At 42.3% G+C, this 16,925-nt stretch carries 21 protein-coding genes; 11 read left to right on the forward strand and 10 right to left on the reverse strand.

Annotation, left to right across the window (positions count from 1 at the left end; translation table 11 throughout):
- The first annotated feature begins 11 nt into the window (after positions 1–11).
- The 5 genes from eno to C3F22_RS05660 all read left to right on the forward strand — a co-directional run bounded on the left by eno (position 12) and on the right by C3F22_RS05660 (position 4,367).
- Complete coding sequence (gene eno, locus C3F22_RS05640; protein WP_034171067.1) at positions 12–1,301, forward strand: phosphopyruvate hydratase; 1,290 nt, start codon at positions 12–14, stop codon at positions 1,299–1,301.
- A 7-nt stretch (positions 1,302–1,308) separates the two neighbouring features.
- Positions 1,309–1,698, forward strand: a complete 390-nt coding sequence (locus C3F22_RS05645; RefSeq protein WP_004783752.1) for a septum formation initiator family protein — start codon at positions 1,309–1,311, stop codon at positions 1,696–1,698.
- Entirely contained in the window at positions 1,667–2,380 is a 714-nt protein-coding gene (ispD, locus tag C3F22_RS05650) for a 2-C-methyl-D-erythritol 4-phosphate cytidylyltransferase (RefSeq protein ID WP_104426027.1), read from the forward strand. Before C3F22_RS05645 ends, ispD begins: the two co-directional genes overlap by 32 nt.
- Before the next feature lie 100 nt (positions 2,381–2,480).
- A complete protein-coding gene (gene rodA / locus C3F22_RS05655) occupies positions 2,481–3,620 on the forward strand; it encodes a rod shape-determining protein RodA (protein ID WP_104426028.1) in 1,140 nt (379 codons plus the stop codon).
- Between the two features lie 81 nt (positions 3,621–3,701).
- Positions 3,702–4,367, forward strand: coding sequence for a DUF6988 family protein (locus C3F22_RS05660; protein WP_104426029.1), 666 nt, complete (start codon positions 3,702–3,704; stop codon positions 4,365–4,367).
- A 42-nt stretch (positions 4,368–4,409) separates the two neighbouring features.
- Here the strand turns inward: C3F22_RS05660 and C3F22_RS05665 are convergent, their stop codons facing one another.
- The 10 genes from C3F22_RS05665 to C3F22_RS05710 form a co-directional block, all read right to left on the reverse strand.
- Positions 4,410–4,712, reverse strand: a complete 303-nt coding sequence (locus tag C3F22_RS05665) for a cyd operon YbgE family protein (protein WP_104426030.1) — start codon at positions 4,710–4,712, stop codon at positions 4,410–4,412.
- A 3-nt stretch (positions 4,713–4,715) separates the two neighbouring features.
- Positions 4,716–4,817, reverse strand: a complete 102-nt coding sequence (gene cydX, locus C3F22_RS05670) for a cytochrome bd-I oxidase subunit CydX (protein ID WP_004783742.1) — start codon at positions 4,815–4,817, stop codon at positions 4,716–4,718.
- 24 nt (positions 4,818–4,841) lie between these two features.
- Positions 4,842–5,987, reverse strand: a complete 1,146-nt coding sequence (gene cydB, locus C3F22_RS05675; protein WP_104426031.1) for a cytochrome d ubiquinol oxidase subunit II — start codon at positions 5,985–5,987, stop codon at positions 4,842–4,844.
- Complete coding sequence (locus C3F22_RS05680) at positions 5,984–7,603, reverse strand: cytochrome ubiquinol oxidase subunit I (protein WP_104426032.1); 1,620 nt, start codon at positions 7,601–7,603, stop codon at positions 5,984–5,986. The genes cydB and C3F22_RS05680 overlap by 4 nt, the downstream gene beginning before the upstream one ends.
- Positions 7,603–7,794 carry a cytochrome oxidase putative small subunit CydP gene (gene cydP, locus C3F22_RS05685; protein ID WP_004783737.1) on the reverse strand — a complete coding sequence of 64 codons (192 nt, stop codon included), beginning with the start codon at positions 7,792–7,794 and terminating at the stop codon, positions 7,603–7,605. Before cydP ends, C3F22_RS05680 begins: the two co-directional genes overlap by 1 nt.
- A 429-nt stretch (positions 7,795–8,223) precedes the next feature.
- Complete coding sequence (locus tag C3F22_RS05690; protein ID WP_104426033.1) at positions 8,224–9,276, reverse strand: porin; 1,053 nt, start codon at positions 9,274–9,276, stop codon at positions 8,224–8,226.
- 344 nt (positions 9,277–9,620) lie between these two features.
- Complete coding sequence (locus tag C3F22_RS05695; protein ID WP_034171073.1) at positions 9,621–10,034, reverse strand: HIT family protein; 414 nt, start codon at positions 10,032–10,034, stop codon at positions 9,621–9,623.
- A gap of 31 nt (positions 10,035–10,065) precedes the next feature.
- Positions 10,066–10,332: a YARHG domain-containing protein gene (locus tag C3F22_RS05700; protein ID WP_104426034.1), complete on the reverse strand. Its 267-nt coding sequence runs from the start codon at positions 10,330–10,332 to the stop codon at positions 10,066–10,068.
- An 83-nt stretch (positions 10,333–10,415) separates the two neighbouring features.
- Positions 10,416–11,288, reverse strand: coding sequence for an NAD(P)-dependent oxidoreductase (locus tag C3F22_RS05705; RefSeq protein ID WP_104426987.1), 873 nt, complete (start codon positions 11,286–11,288; stop codon positions 10,416–10,418).
- A 55-nt stretch (positions 11,289–11,343) separates the two neighbouring features.
- Entirely contained in the window at positions 11,344–12,441 is a 1,098-nt protein-coding gene (locus C3F22_RS05710; protein WP_104426035.1) for an alpha/beta fold hydrolase, read from the reverse strand.
- A gap of 142 nt (positions 12,442–12,583) precedes the next feature.
- Here C3F22_RS05710 and C3F22_RS05715 point away from each other — a divergent pair, with 142 nt between their 5' ends.
- The 6 genes from C3F22_RS05715 to C3F22_RS05740 all read left to right on the forward strand — a co-directional run bounded on the left by C3F22_RS05715 (position 12,584) and on the right by C3F22_RS05740 (position 16,915).
- Entirely contained in the window at positions 12,584–13,771 is a 1,188-nt protein-coding gene (locus tag C3F22_RS05715) for an O-succinylhomoserine sulfhydrylase (RefSeq protein WP_104426036.1), read from the forward strand.
- Between the two features lie 28 nt (positions 13,772–13,799).
- A complete protein-coding gene (locus C3F22_RS05720; protein WP_004783723.1) occupies positions 13,800–14,129 on the forward strand; it encodes a YbaB/EbfC family nucleoid-associated protein in 330 nt (109 codons plus the stop codon).
- A 13-nt stretch (positions 14,130–14,142) separates the two neighbouring features.
- Positions 14,143–14,739: a recombination mediator RecR gene (recR, locus tag C3F22_RS05725; RefSeq protein WP_004783720.1), complete on the forward strand. Its 597-nt coding sequence runs from the start codon at positions 14,143–14,145 to the stop codon at positions 14,737–14,739.
- 193 nt (positions 14,740–14,932) lie between these two features.
- Positions 14,933–16,075, forward strand: a complete 1,143-nt coding sequence (locus C3F22_RS05730) for a ribonuclease D (RefSeq protein ID WP_104426037.1) — start codon at positions 14,933–14,935, stop codon at positions 16,073–16,075.
- Between the two features lie 129 nt (positions 16,076–16,204).
- Entirely contained in the window at positions 16,205–16,510 is a 306-nt protein-coding gene (locus tag C3F22_RS05735) for a YcgL domain-containing protein (protein WP_004783715.1), read from the forward strand.
- 21 nt (positions 16,511–16,531) lie between these two features.
- On the forward strand, positions 16,532–16,915 hold the full coding sequence (locus tag C3F22_RS05740) for a hypothetical protein (protein WP_104426038.1): 384 nt from the start codon (positions 16,532–16,534) through the stop codon (positions 16,913–16,915).
- Positions 16,916–16,925 lie beyond the last annotated feature (10 nt).

Here is a 16,925-nt window from a genome sequence, read left to right on the forward strand (position 1 = left end):
AGGAATAGTTCATGAGTCAAATCGTTGACATTCGTGCACGTGAAATTTTGGACTCTCGTGGTAATCCAACCATCGAAGCAGACGTTATCTTAGCATCTGGCGTAGTTGGCCGTGCATGTGCACCATCTGGTGCTTCAACTGGTTCTCGTGAAGCTCTAGAACTTCGTGATGGCGATAAAGCACGTTACCTAGGTAAAGGGGTTAAAACTGCGGTTAACAACGTAAACACTCTGATTCGTGATGCGTTAGTGGGTAAATCAGTATTCGAACAGAAAGACATCGACAATACGATGATCGCTTTAGACGGTACTGAAAACAAAGAAAAATTAGGTGCAAACGCAACTTTGGCAGTATCTCTTGCTGCTGCGCGTGCTGCTGCTGAAGAAAAGAAAACTCCGCTTTACCAATATATCGCAGATCTTCGTGGTCAAAAGATTTTGACCATGCCTGTTCCAATGATGAACATCCTGAACGGTGGTGCTCACGCAGACAACACTGTTGATATTCAGGAATTCATGATTGAGCCTGTAGGTTTCACTTCATTTTCTGAAGCGTTACGTGCGGGTGCTGAAATCTTCCATTCTTTAAAATCAGTTTTGAAGAAACAAGGTTTGAACACTGCAGTTGGTGATGAAGGTGGTTTTGCGCCAAACCTTCGTTCTAACGAAGAAGCTATTACTGTGATCCTGTCTGCAATCGAGCAAACTGGTTACAAGGCTGGTTCTGACATTATGCTTGCGCTTGACTGTGCATCTTCAGAATTCTACAAAGATGGTCAATATATCCTGGCTGGTGAAGGCAACAAATCGTTCACAAGCAACCAGTTTGCTGACTACCTTGCAGGTCTAGTAAACCAATACCCAATTATCTCCATTGAAGATGGTCTGGACGAATCTGACTGGGAAGGCTGGTCTTACCTGACTTCGATTCTGGGCGACAAGATCCAGTTGGTTGGTGATGACCTGTTTGTTACGAATCCTAAGATTCTTCAACGTGGTATCAACGAGAAAGTAGGCAACTCAATCCTGATCAAGTACAACCAGATCGGTACATTGACTGAAACTCTGGATGCCATCTACCTTGCGAAAGCAAACGGTTACTCTACTGTAATCTCTCACCGTTCAGGTGAAACTGAAGATTCTACTATTGCAGATCTTGCAGTGGGTACAGCAGCAGGTCAAATCAAGACTGGTTCACTTTGCCGTTCTGACCGTGTAGCGAAATATAACCAATTACTTCGTATCGAAGAATTGACTCAAGCTGCATATCGCGGTAAAGCTGAGTTCAAAGGTTTGAACTAAGCGACTTATGTCAATGTTAAATGTATTCGACTCCTTGATGAGTAAAGTACTGTTGGGCCTTGCGATCGTTCTGATCGCAGGGTTTCAATATTTATACTGGTTTGGTGAGGGTGGTTATAATGACCATCAGGCATTGACCCAGAAAATCCAGCAACAAGTAGAATTGAATGAAGAGTTAAAAGAACGTAATCGCGTTCTGGCTGCAGAAGTTTATGATTTGAAGAATGGTATTGAAGCCATCGAAGAACATGCTCGTCTCGATTTAGGTTTGATCAAGCCGCATGAAACCTTTGTACAAATGAGCACTATTAGTACTCAATATAAACCGATTTATCTTAATCCGAATAAAGTAGACCTGAGAACCAATGAATCAGCTGATGTTCCAACAACACCATAAATTGTGGGTCATTTTACCAGCTGCAGGTTCCGGTAGCCGATTTTCCAAAACCGAACTTAAACAATATCAGATGATTCAGGAACAGACCGTTCTTGAACATACGGTTTCGCGCCTGAATCAATTGCCATTAGCAGGTTATGTCCTTGCAATCGGTGCACAGGATGATGTTGCCAAGACTCTGCCATTTTCTCGTCTGGATAAAGCGCATTTTTGCTTGGGCGGTGCAGAACGCGTCAACTCTGTACTAAATGCCTTGGAATATTTATCTGAGATAGCTTCAGAAGAAGACTGGGTTTTAGTGCATGATGCAGCCCGTCCTTGTGTGAGTCAAAGCTCCTTGATTGATCTGGTCAATACAGCAATTCAAACCGATCAGGCGGCGATTCTGGGTATTCCGGTACGGGATACCTTAAAGCGTGTCGTAAAGAGTCATGATATTGAAACGACGGTAGATCGTTCAACTTTGTGGCAGGCGCAAACACCACAAATGGCGAAACTCGGAACCTTAAAACGTGCAATTCAGCAGGCACTCGCAGATGGTGTTACTATTACCGATGAAGCCAGTGCACTGGAACATATAGACGAACCAGTTCAAGTAGTACAAGGTCGCTCTGACAATATTAAAATTACCTATCCAGATGATCTGGAACTGGCCAAGCTGATTCTGGCTGCACAGCGCTAAATATATTGCAATAAAAATGGAATAAATCAGTCAATGACGATTTATTCCGGAGTACTTTAACTTATAATTTTGCCATCATGAATTTTCTACCCGTGGGCCAATGATCCCTTCACAGCAGTATCGTTTTTTGCGGCAGTCCGCACGCGATGGACGTAGTATTAATCCCCAAAATGCCTCCCGATGGACCAAGTTGCACCTTGATCCATGGCTGCTTTGTTTCCTGATTTTAAATGCGATCCTGGGTCTGATGGTGGTTTACAGTGCCACCTCTGAAGATTCCGGGATGGTGATCCGTCAGGCGATCAGTTTTGGTGTGGGCTTTGTGGTGATGTTTATCTGTGCCCAAGTACCACCTAAGGTTTATCAAGCTGCCAGTCCATATTTTTATATGTTCGGTATCTTTATGCTACTGCTGGTCTTTGTGATTGGTGAGAAGCGTCTTGGGGCAACCCGCTGGATTACGTTGCCGGGTGTAGGGAGTATGCAGCCGAGTGAGGTAATGAAGTTTGCCATGCCACTGATGATGGCCTGGTACTTTGCCCGTAAACCTTTCCCACCGAAGTTTCTGGACATTGTCGGTGCTTTGGTGATTTTAGGCGTGCCATTTGTACTGGTAGCACTGCAACCCGATCTAAATATCGGTCTGGTGATTCCCGGGATTTTTGTACTGTTCCTAAGCGGCATGTCATGGCGTTTAATTGCTGGAGCCTTTGCTGCTTTAGCTATTGCAGTGCCATTGCTGTGGATGTTCTTTTTTCAGGAGTATCAAAAGAAACGGATTCTGACTTTATTCGATCCAGAATCAGATGCCTTGGGCGCAGGCTGGAATATTATCCAGTCCAAAATTGCCATCGGTTCGGGCGGGATTATGGGGAAAGGCTATTCGCAAGGTACTCAGTCTCATCTAGGTTATCTGCCTGAACATCATACCGACTTTATTATGTCGACTTATGCGGAAGAATTTGGTTTTATCGGGGTGTTTCTTCTATTCAGCCTGTTTACGGCCATTATTATTCGCTGTCTGATTATTGGCATGAATAGCTTTCATAACTTTGGCCGTTTATACGCCGGTGCGATCGGACTAACTTTTTTCTTCTTTGTATTTTTAAACTCAGGCATGGTCAGTGGGATCTTGCCTGTGACGGGTGACCCTTTGCCATTGATGAGTTATGGGGGGACAGCCGTGATTTCCATGTTGGCAGGGATGGGTATTGTGATGTCAATCCATACTCATCGATAGAAAGTTTAAAAGCGAGATTTTTATCTCGCTTTTTTAATTTTAAGCCCATAAAAAATTAATAATACTATAGTGGTTTTTCATATGGATAATATTTTTCGATTGTCTGAACAAATGCTTGAAGAGTTGGATGATGAGTTAATTAGCTCAGTGTATTTAGAGGCAGGTTTAAGGCTGGAATTGGTGCACGAATGTTGTGATATAGCTATTGAACATGGGGTTGCTATACAACATCTATTAGAATTAGAAAGAGACATTTCAGCGATAGCACTATTCAGGATGCAATTTGAGGCTGTCGTTAGGGCTTATTGGCTTCTTATGGTAGCAACAAATAATGAAGTGCAAAAATTCGAAGTAAAAAATGAAGCTCAGCTTTTCCAAAATATAAAAATACTTTCTGTCACAGAAATGATCACTAAGCTCGAAGGAGTAAAGGAAATAGAACATATTGTTGAAATGTTTAAGGAGTTTAAGTTTTACTCTTTAAAGCATTTACATTCCGTCGTACATACGGGTAGGAATTCTTTAATTCAAAAGCGTGCTGGATTATCGGATGAATTTAGAATTACTTTGATTAGGCAAGTTAATGGATTTATTACCATGGCTGCACAAATTTTGCTAAGACATGCTGGAAAGGAAAAGTATCTGCATTATATTCATGGTAAATATGGAAGTTGCTTTCAGATGCAAGAGGATATTTCTGCTGAGGAAAAGCAAAGAATTGATAGTAAATTTGCAAAATATCAATAAAAAAGCCCTCAAATGAGGGCTTTGTTTTTGGCTGTTTAATACCTAATTAAGAAACCAAGTGTAATAACCCCATAGCATTAACGGCCAAGCCAGAAACGGACTAAATAGCCATTTCCAGAACCAGTGCTGAGGGATAAAGCCAACCCCGTGAATAAAACCGCCTGAAATGCCGATCATGATAAACATCATGGCGCGGTGGCTATATTCCCCGTTGGCATCCAGCATTGCAGCAGGATGAACCAGCAACACCGCTGCGATTGGAAAAGCCAATAGGCAAGAAATCACCATTGCAAAAGGGTTAGATTTTTTTTCTATCTTTACTTGTTCAACTGCAGCGTCTGTCATCTCTTATTTCTCATCCAGGTCTTGATGATTTTCAATATATAGTGCACTGAGTACACCAGCGAAACAGGCCATCAAAATGCCGAGAATCCATGCGAAATACCACATAATTTTATCTCCTAAGACACAGCCTTAGTACAGGCTGTGTGAATTCTCTTGAATATGTTTTTTGGTAATCACGCCCCACATCTTGTAGTAACACCAAGTGGTGTAGCACAGGATCAGTGGAACGAAGATGCATGCAGCTACAGTCATCACAGTTAAGGTATTTTGGCTGGATACCGCATCCCACATGGTTAAGCTTGCAACTGGGTTGATGCTAGATGGCATCAGGAATGGGAATAGGGCAAAACCGGCAGTCAAAATCGCACCGATCACCGCTAAAGATGAACCCAGGAAGCTCAAACCTGCTTTGGCTTTAGATGCAGCCAATACCACAATGATACCGCCCAAAATACCTGAAACTGGTGCCAGTATCGTAATTGGATAATTGCTGTAGTTGTTCATCCAGCCTGGGTTGGCATTGGTCAGTACTTCTTTTGCTAGTGGATTAGCGATACCGTTAGTTTCGTAAGGAGTCACTAGGGTATAACCCTGGATACCACCGAAATATAACCATGCACCGACTACCAGGAAAGCTACCAGATAAACAATCCCCATGATTTTGGTTGCTTTGGCAGAACGTTCACGTAAATCGCCATCTGTACGTAGCATCAACCATGCACCACCGTGTGCACACAGCATAGATAAGCTGACAACACCACATACCAGTGCAAATGGATTGAGCAGGGCAAAGAAGCTGCCGGAATAAGTCGAACGAACTGTTTCGTCTAATGTAAATGGAACACCCAGGAACATATTGCCGAATGCAACACCGAAAACCAGTGCAGGCACAGCACCACCAACTGCTAGGCCCCAATCCCAGGCATTACGCCATTTGGTATTTTCCAGTTTGGAGCGATAGTCGAATCCTACTGGACGCAGGAATAAGGCAAACAGAACAAGCAGAAGTGCCCAGTACATACCAGAAAAGGCAGTTGCATAAACCATTGGCCAAGCAGCAAACAGGGCACCACCCGCAGTAATAAACCAGACTTGGTTACCATCCCAATGCGGGGCAATCGTATTGATTGCCGCACGACGTTCTTCATCATTCTGACCCACGAATGGCATGATCGCCATGGAGCCCATATCAAAGCCATCAGTCAGGGCGAAACCAATCAGCAAGACGCCAACCAGTACCCACCAGATTATTTTGAGGAGTTCGTATTCAATCATGATTGAACCTCGCCAGTTACGCCTTCTGGAAGAGCTGCATCTTCTTGATCGGCTGCTGCTTGAGAATTAGATTTTTCGAAGTGGTATTTACCGGTATGTAATGAACTTGGACCCAGACGTGAGAATTTAATCATCAGGTACATTTCAATAATCAGCAAGACAGTGTAGAACGCTGCTAATGCAATGATTGAACCCCATACATCGCCTGTGCTTAAGCTTGAAGTCGACAGATGTGTAGGCAGAACCTCACCAATAGTCCAAGGTTGACGACCTACTTCAGCAACAAACCAGCCAGTTTGTGCCGCAATCCATGGAAGTGGTAATGCAAATAATGCAAATTTTAATAACCAAGGTTTGTTTTCTGCATTGCGTTTAGCCACCGCAAAAGTTGCTAATACAAACAGAACCAGCATCAGGAAGCCAGAAGCGACCATGGCACGGAATGCCCAGAACAGGCTTGGTACATGTGGAATAGTATCTTTTGCTGCTGCCTTAATTTGCTCGTCAGAAGCATCTACAACATTTGCAGTATATTTTTTCAGAAGCAGACCGTAGCCTAAATCTTTTTGAGTTTCTGCAAATGCAGCTTTCAGCTCAGGAGACTGATCGCCAGCACGTAGTTTTTCCAGTTGTTCATAAGCTACCATACCGTTTCGGATACGACCTTCATGTTCAACCAGCAGGTCTTTAATGCCGGTAACAGGGGTATCTACAGAACGTGTAGCGATGATGCCCATGACATAAGGAATTTTCACAGCATAATCGGTAGACATGGTTTCTTTATTTGGGAAGCCAAATAAAGTAAATGCTGCAGGCGCTGGTTCAGTTTCCCATTCTGCTTCAATCGCAGCCAGTTTGGTTTTCTGTACATCACCAATTTCATAACCAGACTCATCGCCCAGCAGGATCACTGAAAGAGTAGACGCTAAACCGAAAATGGCAGCAATCGCAAATGAACGGCGTGCAAATGGCAGGTCACGTTTTTTCAGCATGTAGTAACTTGAAATTGCCAGTACGAAAATGGCACCAGTCACATAACCTGCAGAAACAGTATGTACGAATTTAACCTGTGCAACAGGGTTAAAGATCAGTGCTGCAAAGTCCACCATTTCCATACGCATGGTTTCATAGTTGAATGCTGAACCGACCGGGTTTTGCATCCAGCCATTGGCAACCAGAATCCACAGTGCAGACATGTTAGATCCCAATGCTACTAACCAGGTCACGCCCAGATGCTGTACTTTGGATAGACGGTCCCAACCGAAGAAAAATAAACCAATGAAAGTAGATTCAAGGAAGAAGGCCATCAAACCTTCAATAGCCAATGGTGCACCGAAAATATCACCCACATAATGCGAATAATATGCCCAGTTGGTTCCGAACTGGAACTCCATGGTCAAGCCTGTGGTTACCCCTAAGGCAAAGTTAATCCCGAACAGTTTTCCCCAAAACTTAGTCATGTCCTTGTAAATTTCTTTGCCGGAAATCACATAGGTGGTTTCCATGATGGCAAGCAGAAATGCCAGGCCTAAGGTCAGTGGAACAAAAATAAAGTGATACATCGCAGTCATAGCGAACTGGAACCGCGAAAGATCGACCACGCTTTCAGAAATCATCAACGTGTCTCCTTGATTTGGGAAGGATTGCCGGCGATACGCTCGGCGACTTGAGTGTCAAAATCTTTTGGAATAGTAGGCGCATCAAACCAAATATTTTTAATTACCAGAAGTAGAATGATCTTGATAATTAAAATCGCAGTAATCTCTCTTACTGTTTTTTGGTTTAAGTTTTTAGAAACTAAGCTCATGTGAACAAGCCTATTATGTGGTTTGTTATATATTATTAATCGATTGTAACTAAAAAATAAATAGACTAAATAGTTTAAATAAACATATATTTATAAGTTATTGAAAATATTAATAATATACTATTAAAAGTTTGATAATTATTCTAAATATTTGTGATTATTTTGTGTAAAAAACAGATTATTTAAATCTGACTAAAATGCTTATATTTATATTTTTAAAGTGGATTAATTTGCTTGGTTTAATTATTAAATAGATAAAATTAATCTGATTAAAATGGTTAGGATTTATTTTTTAATCTTATTAAATCTGACTATTTTGCTGGGGTTTTTATTCGGTTTTTATTCTAATTAAAATAGTCAGGATTAATTAAAAAATAAAAAAGAACCCGCATCAGGCAGGCTCTCTTCTAATATGAAATTGGGGAGGTTTTAGAAGTCGTAACGCATACCTAGAGAAAGACCTAGGCTGTCTTCACCGCGTACGCCACCTACAGCATTGGTACGAGCTTGTGCCCAAGGGGTAAGGTTTGAGTTTTCATCATTTAATACAGTTGCTATGTTGCCATAAACGCGAACTGTTGGATCTAAACGGTGCTCAAGTCCGATTGCCAGTAAAGTTGCATTCGCATCGTCCGCATCGACATCGCGGTGGAATACTTCACCACGGAATGAGGTTTTTGGTGCAAATTTATACTCACCGGCTATACCAAATACTTGTGCATCTGGGTTTGCTTCAGAATTATCGTGTTGAAGGAATTGGTATAAACCCCCCAAGTTGAATTCAGGTGTGATTTTGTAAGCACCTGCGATACGGAAACCATCGCGCTCACCACGGGCAGCTTCTTCTTCATAGTGTTCATATGCAGCGGCGAAATCAACTTTACCTTCTTTATAGGTTAAAGCGAGGTCATAAGCCTTATCTTTATCTTTTTCACCATCCTTAGATGCATCCGGGCTGTTGGCTTCATGTAGGGAAAGTGCACCCAGAACATTAAATCCGTTGCCGAATTTTGGTGATTTATATTCAATTGTATTGGCATTACGTTCATCAAAACGCAGGTTGCCTACACGCGTGACGTTACGAACGTCACCAACCATATCACCAAAGAAGTTGACCGGGCCACGTGCTACTTTGAATGGGCTGTCAAAACGGCCGATACGCGCTTGACCGAAATCACCTTTTAAACCAACAAAAGTATCACGAGTTGCAAATTCAACATCATCGTTTGCAGAACCACTTGCAAAGTTAATTTCCTGTTCGATTTGACCAAATACGGTCATACCATTTTCTAGTTTTTGTTCAGCTTTAAAGCCTAGGCGTGAAGAGTTTGAAGAAAGACCTACTTCGTTATAATCCTGGCCATCATCCAGATAATCTAAAGAAACGTGTGCACGACCATACACTTTAACATCAGCAGCAGCTGCCATTACTGGTGTTAAAATTGTTGCCCCGATTGCTAATGCAGATAACGTTTTTTTCATGTGTTGCTCCAATAAAGACTTTTTTATTCATCGTCTTAAAAACAAGTTTCAGTATTGTTTTGAAACATCTACTGCTCTATTGGTGCCAAGTATTCATTACAAATAAGTCAATATGATTAAGGAAATATTTCAGAAATATTAAAGACAATCATTGTCTTATTTTTTATAGAATTGTGAGTGGGATAAGCAGGATTGATACAAATACAACTAGGCTCGGTGTTTGCTGTAAAACCTAAAAATAGGCTAGGTGACTTTTATTGATATTTTAGTGGCTTAATTCAAGGTGAAATACATCAGACATAAAAAATGGAGCCGAAGCTCCATTTTTAAATATTAAGAATAGCTTACAGGGCAGCTTTAATTTTCTCTGCCAGTTGCTTGATTTTTTCCTGATCGCCCATTTGTGCAGCATGTTTGCCAAGGTTGTGCAAAGAAGTAGGTACCAGATGGAAATGGACATGCGGAACAGTCTGACCCGCCGCAGCGCCAGAGAGCTGCATCAGTACAATGCCATCTACACCTAAACCTTTTTCAATCGCTTTGGCAATTTTTTGCACCACCTGAATGGTATAGGCTGCAATTTCAGGATCCAGGTCAAGCAAGGTAATTGCGGGTGTTTTAGGAATGACCAGAGTATGACCATCGGCCTGTGGCATGATGTCCATAAATGCAAGAACTTGGTCATCTTCATACACTTTAATTGCTGGAAGTTCACCACGCAGAATTCGTGCAAAAATATTTTGGTCATCGTAAGTCATAAGTGCATTCCTTGAGCAGAATTGAATTGTATTATTTACAATTCAATTCTTTCTGACGTTCTTTGATCGCGTCAAGACGTTGCTGCTCTTTTTCTGAAAATTTTGGCTTGGTTGTGTAGCAATTGTCATTAAACTTTGCTTTTGCTTCAGGATCCTTGAAACAGAAACCTTTTGATGCATAAATGACATCATGGTCATTTTTCAATTTTTTGCATTCCTGTTCAGATGCAAGAACCGATGTTGAAGCCCCAAACAAAGTTGCAGAACCGACGAGTGTTACAACAAATAACTTATTCATAAGAGTTTCCTCAGGTATCACTGCATGTGGCTAGTCTATAGTCACAATATTAGGTTTGTTTATTATTATTCAATGGCGAGATATTACTCAATGGTAATATTACTCCATGATTCATACATTTTTACAGCACTGGAAAAGTCACTATTTTTATCCGACAGATTGCTAGCAGCTTGCATCAGACTTTGACCCAAAGCAAGAAGTGGCACTGCCAGTTTAGCATCACGCGCAAGATCAAGTGCAATGCCGGTATCTTTGGCCAAGAGAGGCAGGGCAAAGGTAACAGGAAAGCTACGGTTCAAAATACGCTGTGGTAAAACGGTTTCAGTCACATTGCTTTTGCCGCTTGATGCATTGATACAATCCAGTGCTTCATTCAGGTCAACCCCGTGTGCTTTCAGCGTGGTAAAGCCTTCTGCTGCCGCACACAGGTTTACAGCCAGTAACATATTATTTACCGCTTTTACCGCAAAGCCAGCACCTGATGTACCCACATGCTTAATTAATTTGCCAAAAGCCTGCATCGCTGGCAGGGCTTTTTCAAAGCCTTCTGCATTACCACCGACCATCACAGTCAATGTGCCATTTTCCGCACCAATGGTCTGGCCACTCACAGGCGCATCTAGGAAAATCACACCCTGTTCAGTCAGTGCTTCTTCTAGGCATCGGGCAGCGTCAGGAACACCACTGGTACAGTCTACCCAGATACTGCCAGCTTTAAGGCTGAGGCCTTGGATTAATGCTTCAACATCGGCACTGGTCGGCAGGCAGGAAAAAATAATATCTGCCTGAACTGCCTGTTCTAAAGCGACAGCTTGGGTGCCATATTTAGCAGCATGTTCTTCAGCCTTGGCGAAAGTACGGTTCCAGACATAGACTGTCTCAAAATGCTTGGGTAAATGCGCTGCCATGCGATAACCCATTGCGCCTAAACCAATAAATGCCACTGACTGAATCATGTCATACCCTCTGAATAAAATAATAAATACCTGAAAAATGCCGGCTCTTCCGGAATTAAGCATCTATCCTGGTTGAGCGTTGTGCCAGCCAGGTGGTCAATTTCGGCCAGAATGTATTGGCTGTTTTCTGATTGGACATCAGTCCAAGATGACCACCCGGGATAAGAGTAAACGTCTTATCGGTACTACTTGTCAATTCTATCAAAGGTTTAGCTGACTGTTCCGTAACAATCTGATCGGTTTTCCCAGCCCCGACCAGCAAGGAACAGTTAATATTTTTTAGATCAATCGTTCGGCCATTTAAAGTCATCGAGCCATTTTTTAAAGGGTTTTGCAGCCATAAATGCAGCACCATGTCCTGATTGATTCCTCCCGGATAATCAATCATCTTGTTCAGAAAATTGCCCATGGTGGCATGTTCATAAACATCTTCAACATTTTCCAGGTTCATCAAAAACTGCTTCTGGCTTTTAAACCAGCCAATCGGATCAAGCAGCTTAAATCCCAGTGCATTGATGATACCGGGCGAATGAATATATTCCTTGGGAATCAATCCTTGGTGAATCGCCTGTTGCAGGTTTTTATTTTTGGAAATGAGCTTATTGGTGGTGCTAAACAGCTTGCCAACCCGACCAGAGGCATAACTGTCAATCGGGCTGCCCAGTACGATCAGGTTTTTAACATGTTCAGGGGAATGCAGCGCTGTATAAAGCGTGACAAAAATTCCGGCCATACTCCAGCCATGCAGGGAAATAAACTGACTGCCTGAATGCGAGCAGATCCGTTCAATAGCCTGAGGAATCGCGCCGTCAATAAAAGACAGAAAATTCAAGTGACGGTGTTTATAGCGGAAACGTTTCCATTCCATTAAATAGACATCAAAACCGCTATGCTGAAAATGCTTGACCAGTGAACGGTAAGGATACAGGTCATAAATATCCATATTGATCGCAAGAGGGGCAACAAAGACTAAGGGCTCATGGTACTTCTTTTCAGGCGCTGCATAATAGCGAATTTTGCAGAACTCAGTCGCAGCAATATATTCAAATGGCGTTTTTTGCGAAAGAATCAGAGAAGACGAGTTAAATAACCGGGCATTCAGGTGTTTTAATTTTTTCTTCTGGCGTTGAATATTTTGTTTTAACTGAATCATGTAAATAATTTATCCGTATACAAAGGAGAATTGGTCGAAGTCTAAGCAATAATTGCTTATTATGCCTTGACCTGAAATAGCTTAGACGCTCAAAATGTTGGCAATTTTTTACAAAAGGCAGCCTTTGGGCTGAAGTAAAGTGATGAGCCAGCAAGACGATTTTAACTATCAATTAGAAACTTTAGCCATCCGTACTGGTCACACCCGTAGCTTTGAGGGTGAGCATGGTGAACCGATTTTTCTAACATCGTCATTTGTTTATGAAAATGCGGCTGAAGCTGCAGCAAAATTTTCAGGCCAAGAGCCGGGTAATATTTATTCTCGCTTTACCAATCCAACTGTTGCCATGTTTGAAAAGCGTCTGGCTGCTTTAGAAGGCGCAGAACGCGCTGTTGCGACCAGCTCTGGTATGGCTGCGATTATGGCGGTGGCGATGGCTTACCTGAAAGTAGGTGATCATGTCATTTGTTCACGCGCCGTATTTGGTTCAACAGTCTCTTTATTTGAAAAATACGTGGCTAAATTTGGTGTCGCAGTTGAGTTTGTCGATCTGACTGATCTGGATGCATGGAAAAATGCCATCAAGCCAGAAACCAAATTACTCTTTGTTGAATCTCCGTCAAACCCACTGGCTGAAGTCGCGGATATTCAGGCTTTGGCAGATATTGCACATGCCAATGATGCATTGCTCGCGATTGACAACAGCTTCTGTACACCAGTGTTACAACAACCACTCAAATTTGGTGCAGACTTAGTCGTATATTCTGCGACTAAATATCTGGATGGCCAAGGCCGTGCACTCGGTGGCGCTGTGGTAGGTAACCACAAACTGCTTGAAGAAATCTTCGGTTATGTACGTACCACTGGTCCTTCTATGAGCCCGTTCAATGCCTGGGTATTCCTGAAAGGTCTAGAAACTTTACGTTTACGTATGCGTGAGCATTCTGCCAATGCACAAAAACTGGCAGAATTCTTAAATGCACATCCGAAAGTAGAAAAAGTTTACTATGCAGGTTTACCTGAACATGTTGGTCATGAACTGGCTGCAAAACAACAAACCGGTTTCGGTGGTATCGTATCTTTCGAAGTTAAAGGCGGTCGTGAAGGTGCCTGGAAAGTAATTGACAATACCCAGTTCATTTCAATCACCGGTAACCTGGGTGATGTGAAATCAACGATTACTCATCCGGCAACAACCACGCATGGTAAATTGTCTCCAGAAGCCAAAGCAGCAGCGGGTATTCGTGAAGGTTTAATTCGCGTTTCTGTTGGTTTGGAAGAGATTGATGATATTATTCGCGACATTACACGCGGTTTAGATCTAATCTAATTTTATAAATATATGTTCGGAGATCTTTATGAACATTAATATGTTGATGCAGCAAGCACAGCGCATGCAAAAAGAAGTCGAAAACAACATGAAAAAAGCCAAAGAAGAGCTTGCGCAAACTGAAGTGCATGCTGAGGCTGGTGGCGGTCTGGTGAAAGTCACCATGACTTGTCGCAATGTGGTGAAACGTATCGAAATTAATCCTGAACTGTTACAGGACGATCCAGATATGATCGAAGATCTGATTGCAGCAGCGATGAATGATGCAGCGCGTCAAGCAGAAGTGATCTCTGAAGAGAAAATGAAATCTGCAAACTCAGGTATGGGCTTACCACCTGGTCTGGCTGGTTTATTCTAAGGAAGTATGCGCAATGTTTAGTGATCGTTTTGATCAACTGGTTCAAGCATTACGCATTTTGCCAAGCGTTGGGCCGAAATCGGCCCAGCGTATGGCTTTGCATTTAATCATGAAAAATCGTGAAGGGGCGATTGGTCTGGCACATGCCTTGACTGAAGCAACCGATCACATTCATGAATGCTCGATCTGCCATTCATTGACGGAAGATGAAGTCTGTAATATCTGTACCTCAGTTGAGCGTGATGATGAGCTGCTTTGTGTAGTGGAGTCACCGGCAGATGTCATGGCAATTGAGCAAAGCGGCAGTTTCCGTGGTAAATATCATGTTCTGGGTGGTCATCTGTCACCTCTAGATGGAATCGGGCCTGAAGAAATCGGTATTCCGTATTTACTACAACGCTTAAGTCAGGGACAGATCAAGGAAGTAATTCTGGCCACCAATGCGACTGTCGAAGGACAGGCAACCGCACATTATCTGGTTGAAGCCAGTAAGCATTTACCAGTGCAAATGACGCGTATCGCTCAAGGGGTGCCTCAAGGTGGAGAACTGGAGTATGTCGATAGTCATACTTTGAGTCAGGCAGTGCATAACCGGATGCGAATTAAGTGAAATATTAATTATATTCTCTTAACATATAATATAAAAAATATATTAGTAAAAATATAAAATGTTTACTAGATAAGCTATATTCGAAAAAAAATATGGAACAAAAAGTATGATTTGATTGTCACATTTTTATATAAAAATTCTATATATCGGGTAATATAGCTTCATCGAGCATCTAATTTTAGACTCAGTCTTTATGTTTCAATTTATTCAACATCAGCACGACTTAAATCATGTCCTGAACCTTATGGATCAAAATCCGGTCTATGGCTTGGATACAGAATTCATTAAGGTAGACACCTTGTGGCCAAAACTTGGTGTTTTTCAAATCAATGTCAATAACAATGTCTATTTGCTGGATGGAACAACACTGGATCTGAGTGAATTTCTGAACAAGATTTTTAATGCTCAACAGAATATTTTCCATGCCTGCAGTGAAGACATTGACCTGATTTACCATTACACCCAGAAAAAAGCCCTGAGTAATGTCTTTGATACACAGGTCGGTATGTCTTTCCTCGGACATGGTTTGCAGGTCAGCTATCAGAATGCCTTGAAACAGATGCTGGATGTCGATATTGAAAAAGATCAGACTCGCTCTAACTGGCTGGCACGTCCTTTAAGCTCTGAGCAGTTGCTGTATGCAGCCAATGATGTGCATTATCTGGTGCAACTGTCGGATAAAGTCAAACAGGATCTGGAAAGCAAGTATCTGCTCGATTTCGCTCTTGAAGATTGCCGTTTTTTGACCCATGAAATTGGTGAAGAAACACCGACTGCCTTGCTTTATCAGGATGTCGGTAATTATCGTCATTCACGCCGTCAATTAATGCAGTTACAACAACTGGCTGTATGGCGTGAGCAGATTGCCAAGGCGCTGAATCAGCCACGCAGCTTCATTCTGAAAAACTCGACCATGATTGATCTGGTAGAGAAATTCCCTCGCAATAATTTCCAGCTCAGTCAGATAAAAGACATCCGGGCCAATATTGTCCGCGAACATGGCAAGACCATTTTGGATCTGTTGAAATTCCTGCCTGATCAAGCCGAATGGCCGCTGCGTCTGGCACGTCCAATTCGTCATTCATCCAGAGAGATTGGCGAGAAGGTCGAAACAATGATCCAGAATATATCCAATGAAATCTCTGTACCGAAAGAAGTGCTGATGCGCAAGAAATGGCTGAATGCCTTATATCAGCATGTGGTATGTCATAAGGATGAACAGGATCTGCCAAACTACTTGCTCGGCTGGCGCTATGAGTTATTAACTCTGCCACTAATTAAGGTATTGCATCAGGATGAGTCTTATCTGTCGACCCAGATGAAAGTGGTTGAGTGATTTTTACTGGATTGATTAAAGATAAAGCAATTATACAAAATCACGACTGATGCATTTGAAGCGGCTAATGTTTCTGTCGTTTTTTTGATGTATCCTTGCGATTGTTTTTTCAGAAAAGTCGTTTGAAACATGCAAGTGTCTATCTACAAATCTAGCAAAAAAGATGAAATGTATCTTTATGTGGCGCGTCCTGCAGATGAGAACGAAGCCGAAACATTTGAACCACTAGAGGTATTGGCTGAACCGGTACGTGTGGCGTTTGGTCGTGCGACTTTTGTTATGCATCTTGAATTGAGTGAATCGCGTAAACTGGCACGTGCTAATGTTTTACATGTGATGGATTCAATTTCTACCCGTGGTTTCTTCCTGCAAATGCCACCAGAAGGTTTGATTAACCCGAATGCACCAGCGCCAGAAGGTCTTCGTGGGGCTTAAGCTCAGTTCAGGAGTTGTGAAATGAATGGTTTTGTAGCTGTATTGTACTCAATTCCTGACCAGAGTATTGCGTTTGCAGTGTATCTGCTGGGCAGTCTGATTGCGTTAGGCTGCTGGTATGGCGTGACCAAGCGCATGCCAAAGACAATGGGCGGTTTTTTATGGCTATTGGCCTTTGCCGTGCTGTTGACCCCAACCGTTTCTGAAGGCAGTAATGCTTCAGTTGCACCTGCTATTTTCGGGCTGCTGTTTGGTATTCTAACCAAGGAATATGAACTCGTTTGGATTAATGCGTCACTTATTTTATTTGTCATTGGTGTCGGGTCTGTGATTGGCTATTGCTGGTCGACCTATGCATCCAGTAAAACGGGTTTTGGGTCAAACAAGAAAAGTTCACCGCTGTAAATAAAAAAAT

The organism is Acinetobacter sp. ACNIH1 (assembly GCF_002934695.1).
In the GTDB taxonomy this organism is placed as follows: Bacteria; Pseudomonadota; Gammaproteobacteria; order Pseudomonadales; family Moraxellaceae; genus Acinetobacter; species Acinetobacter variabilis.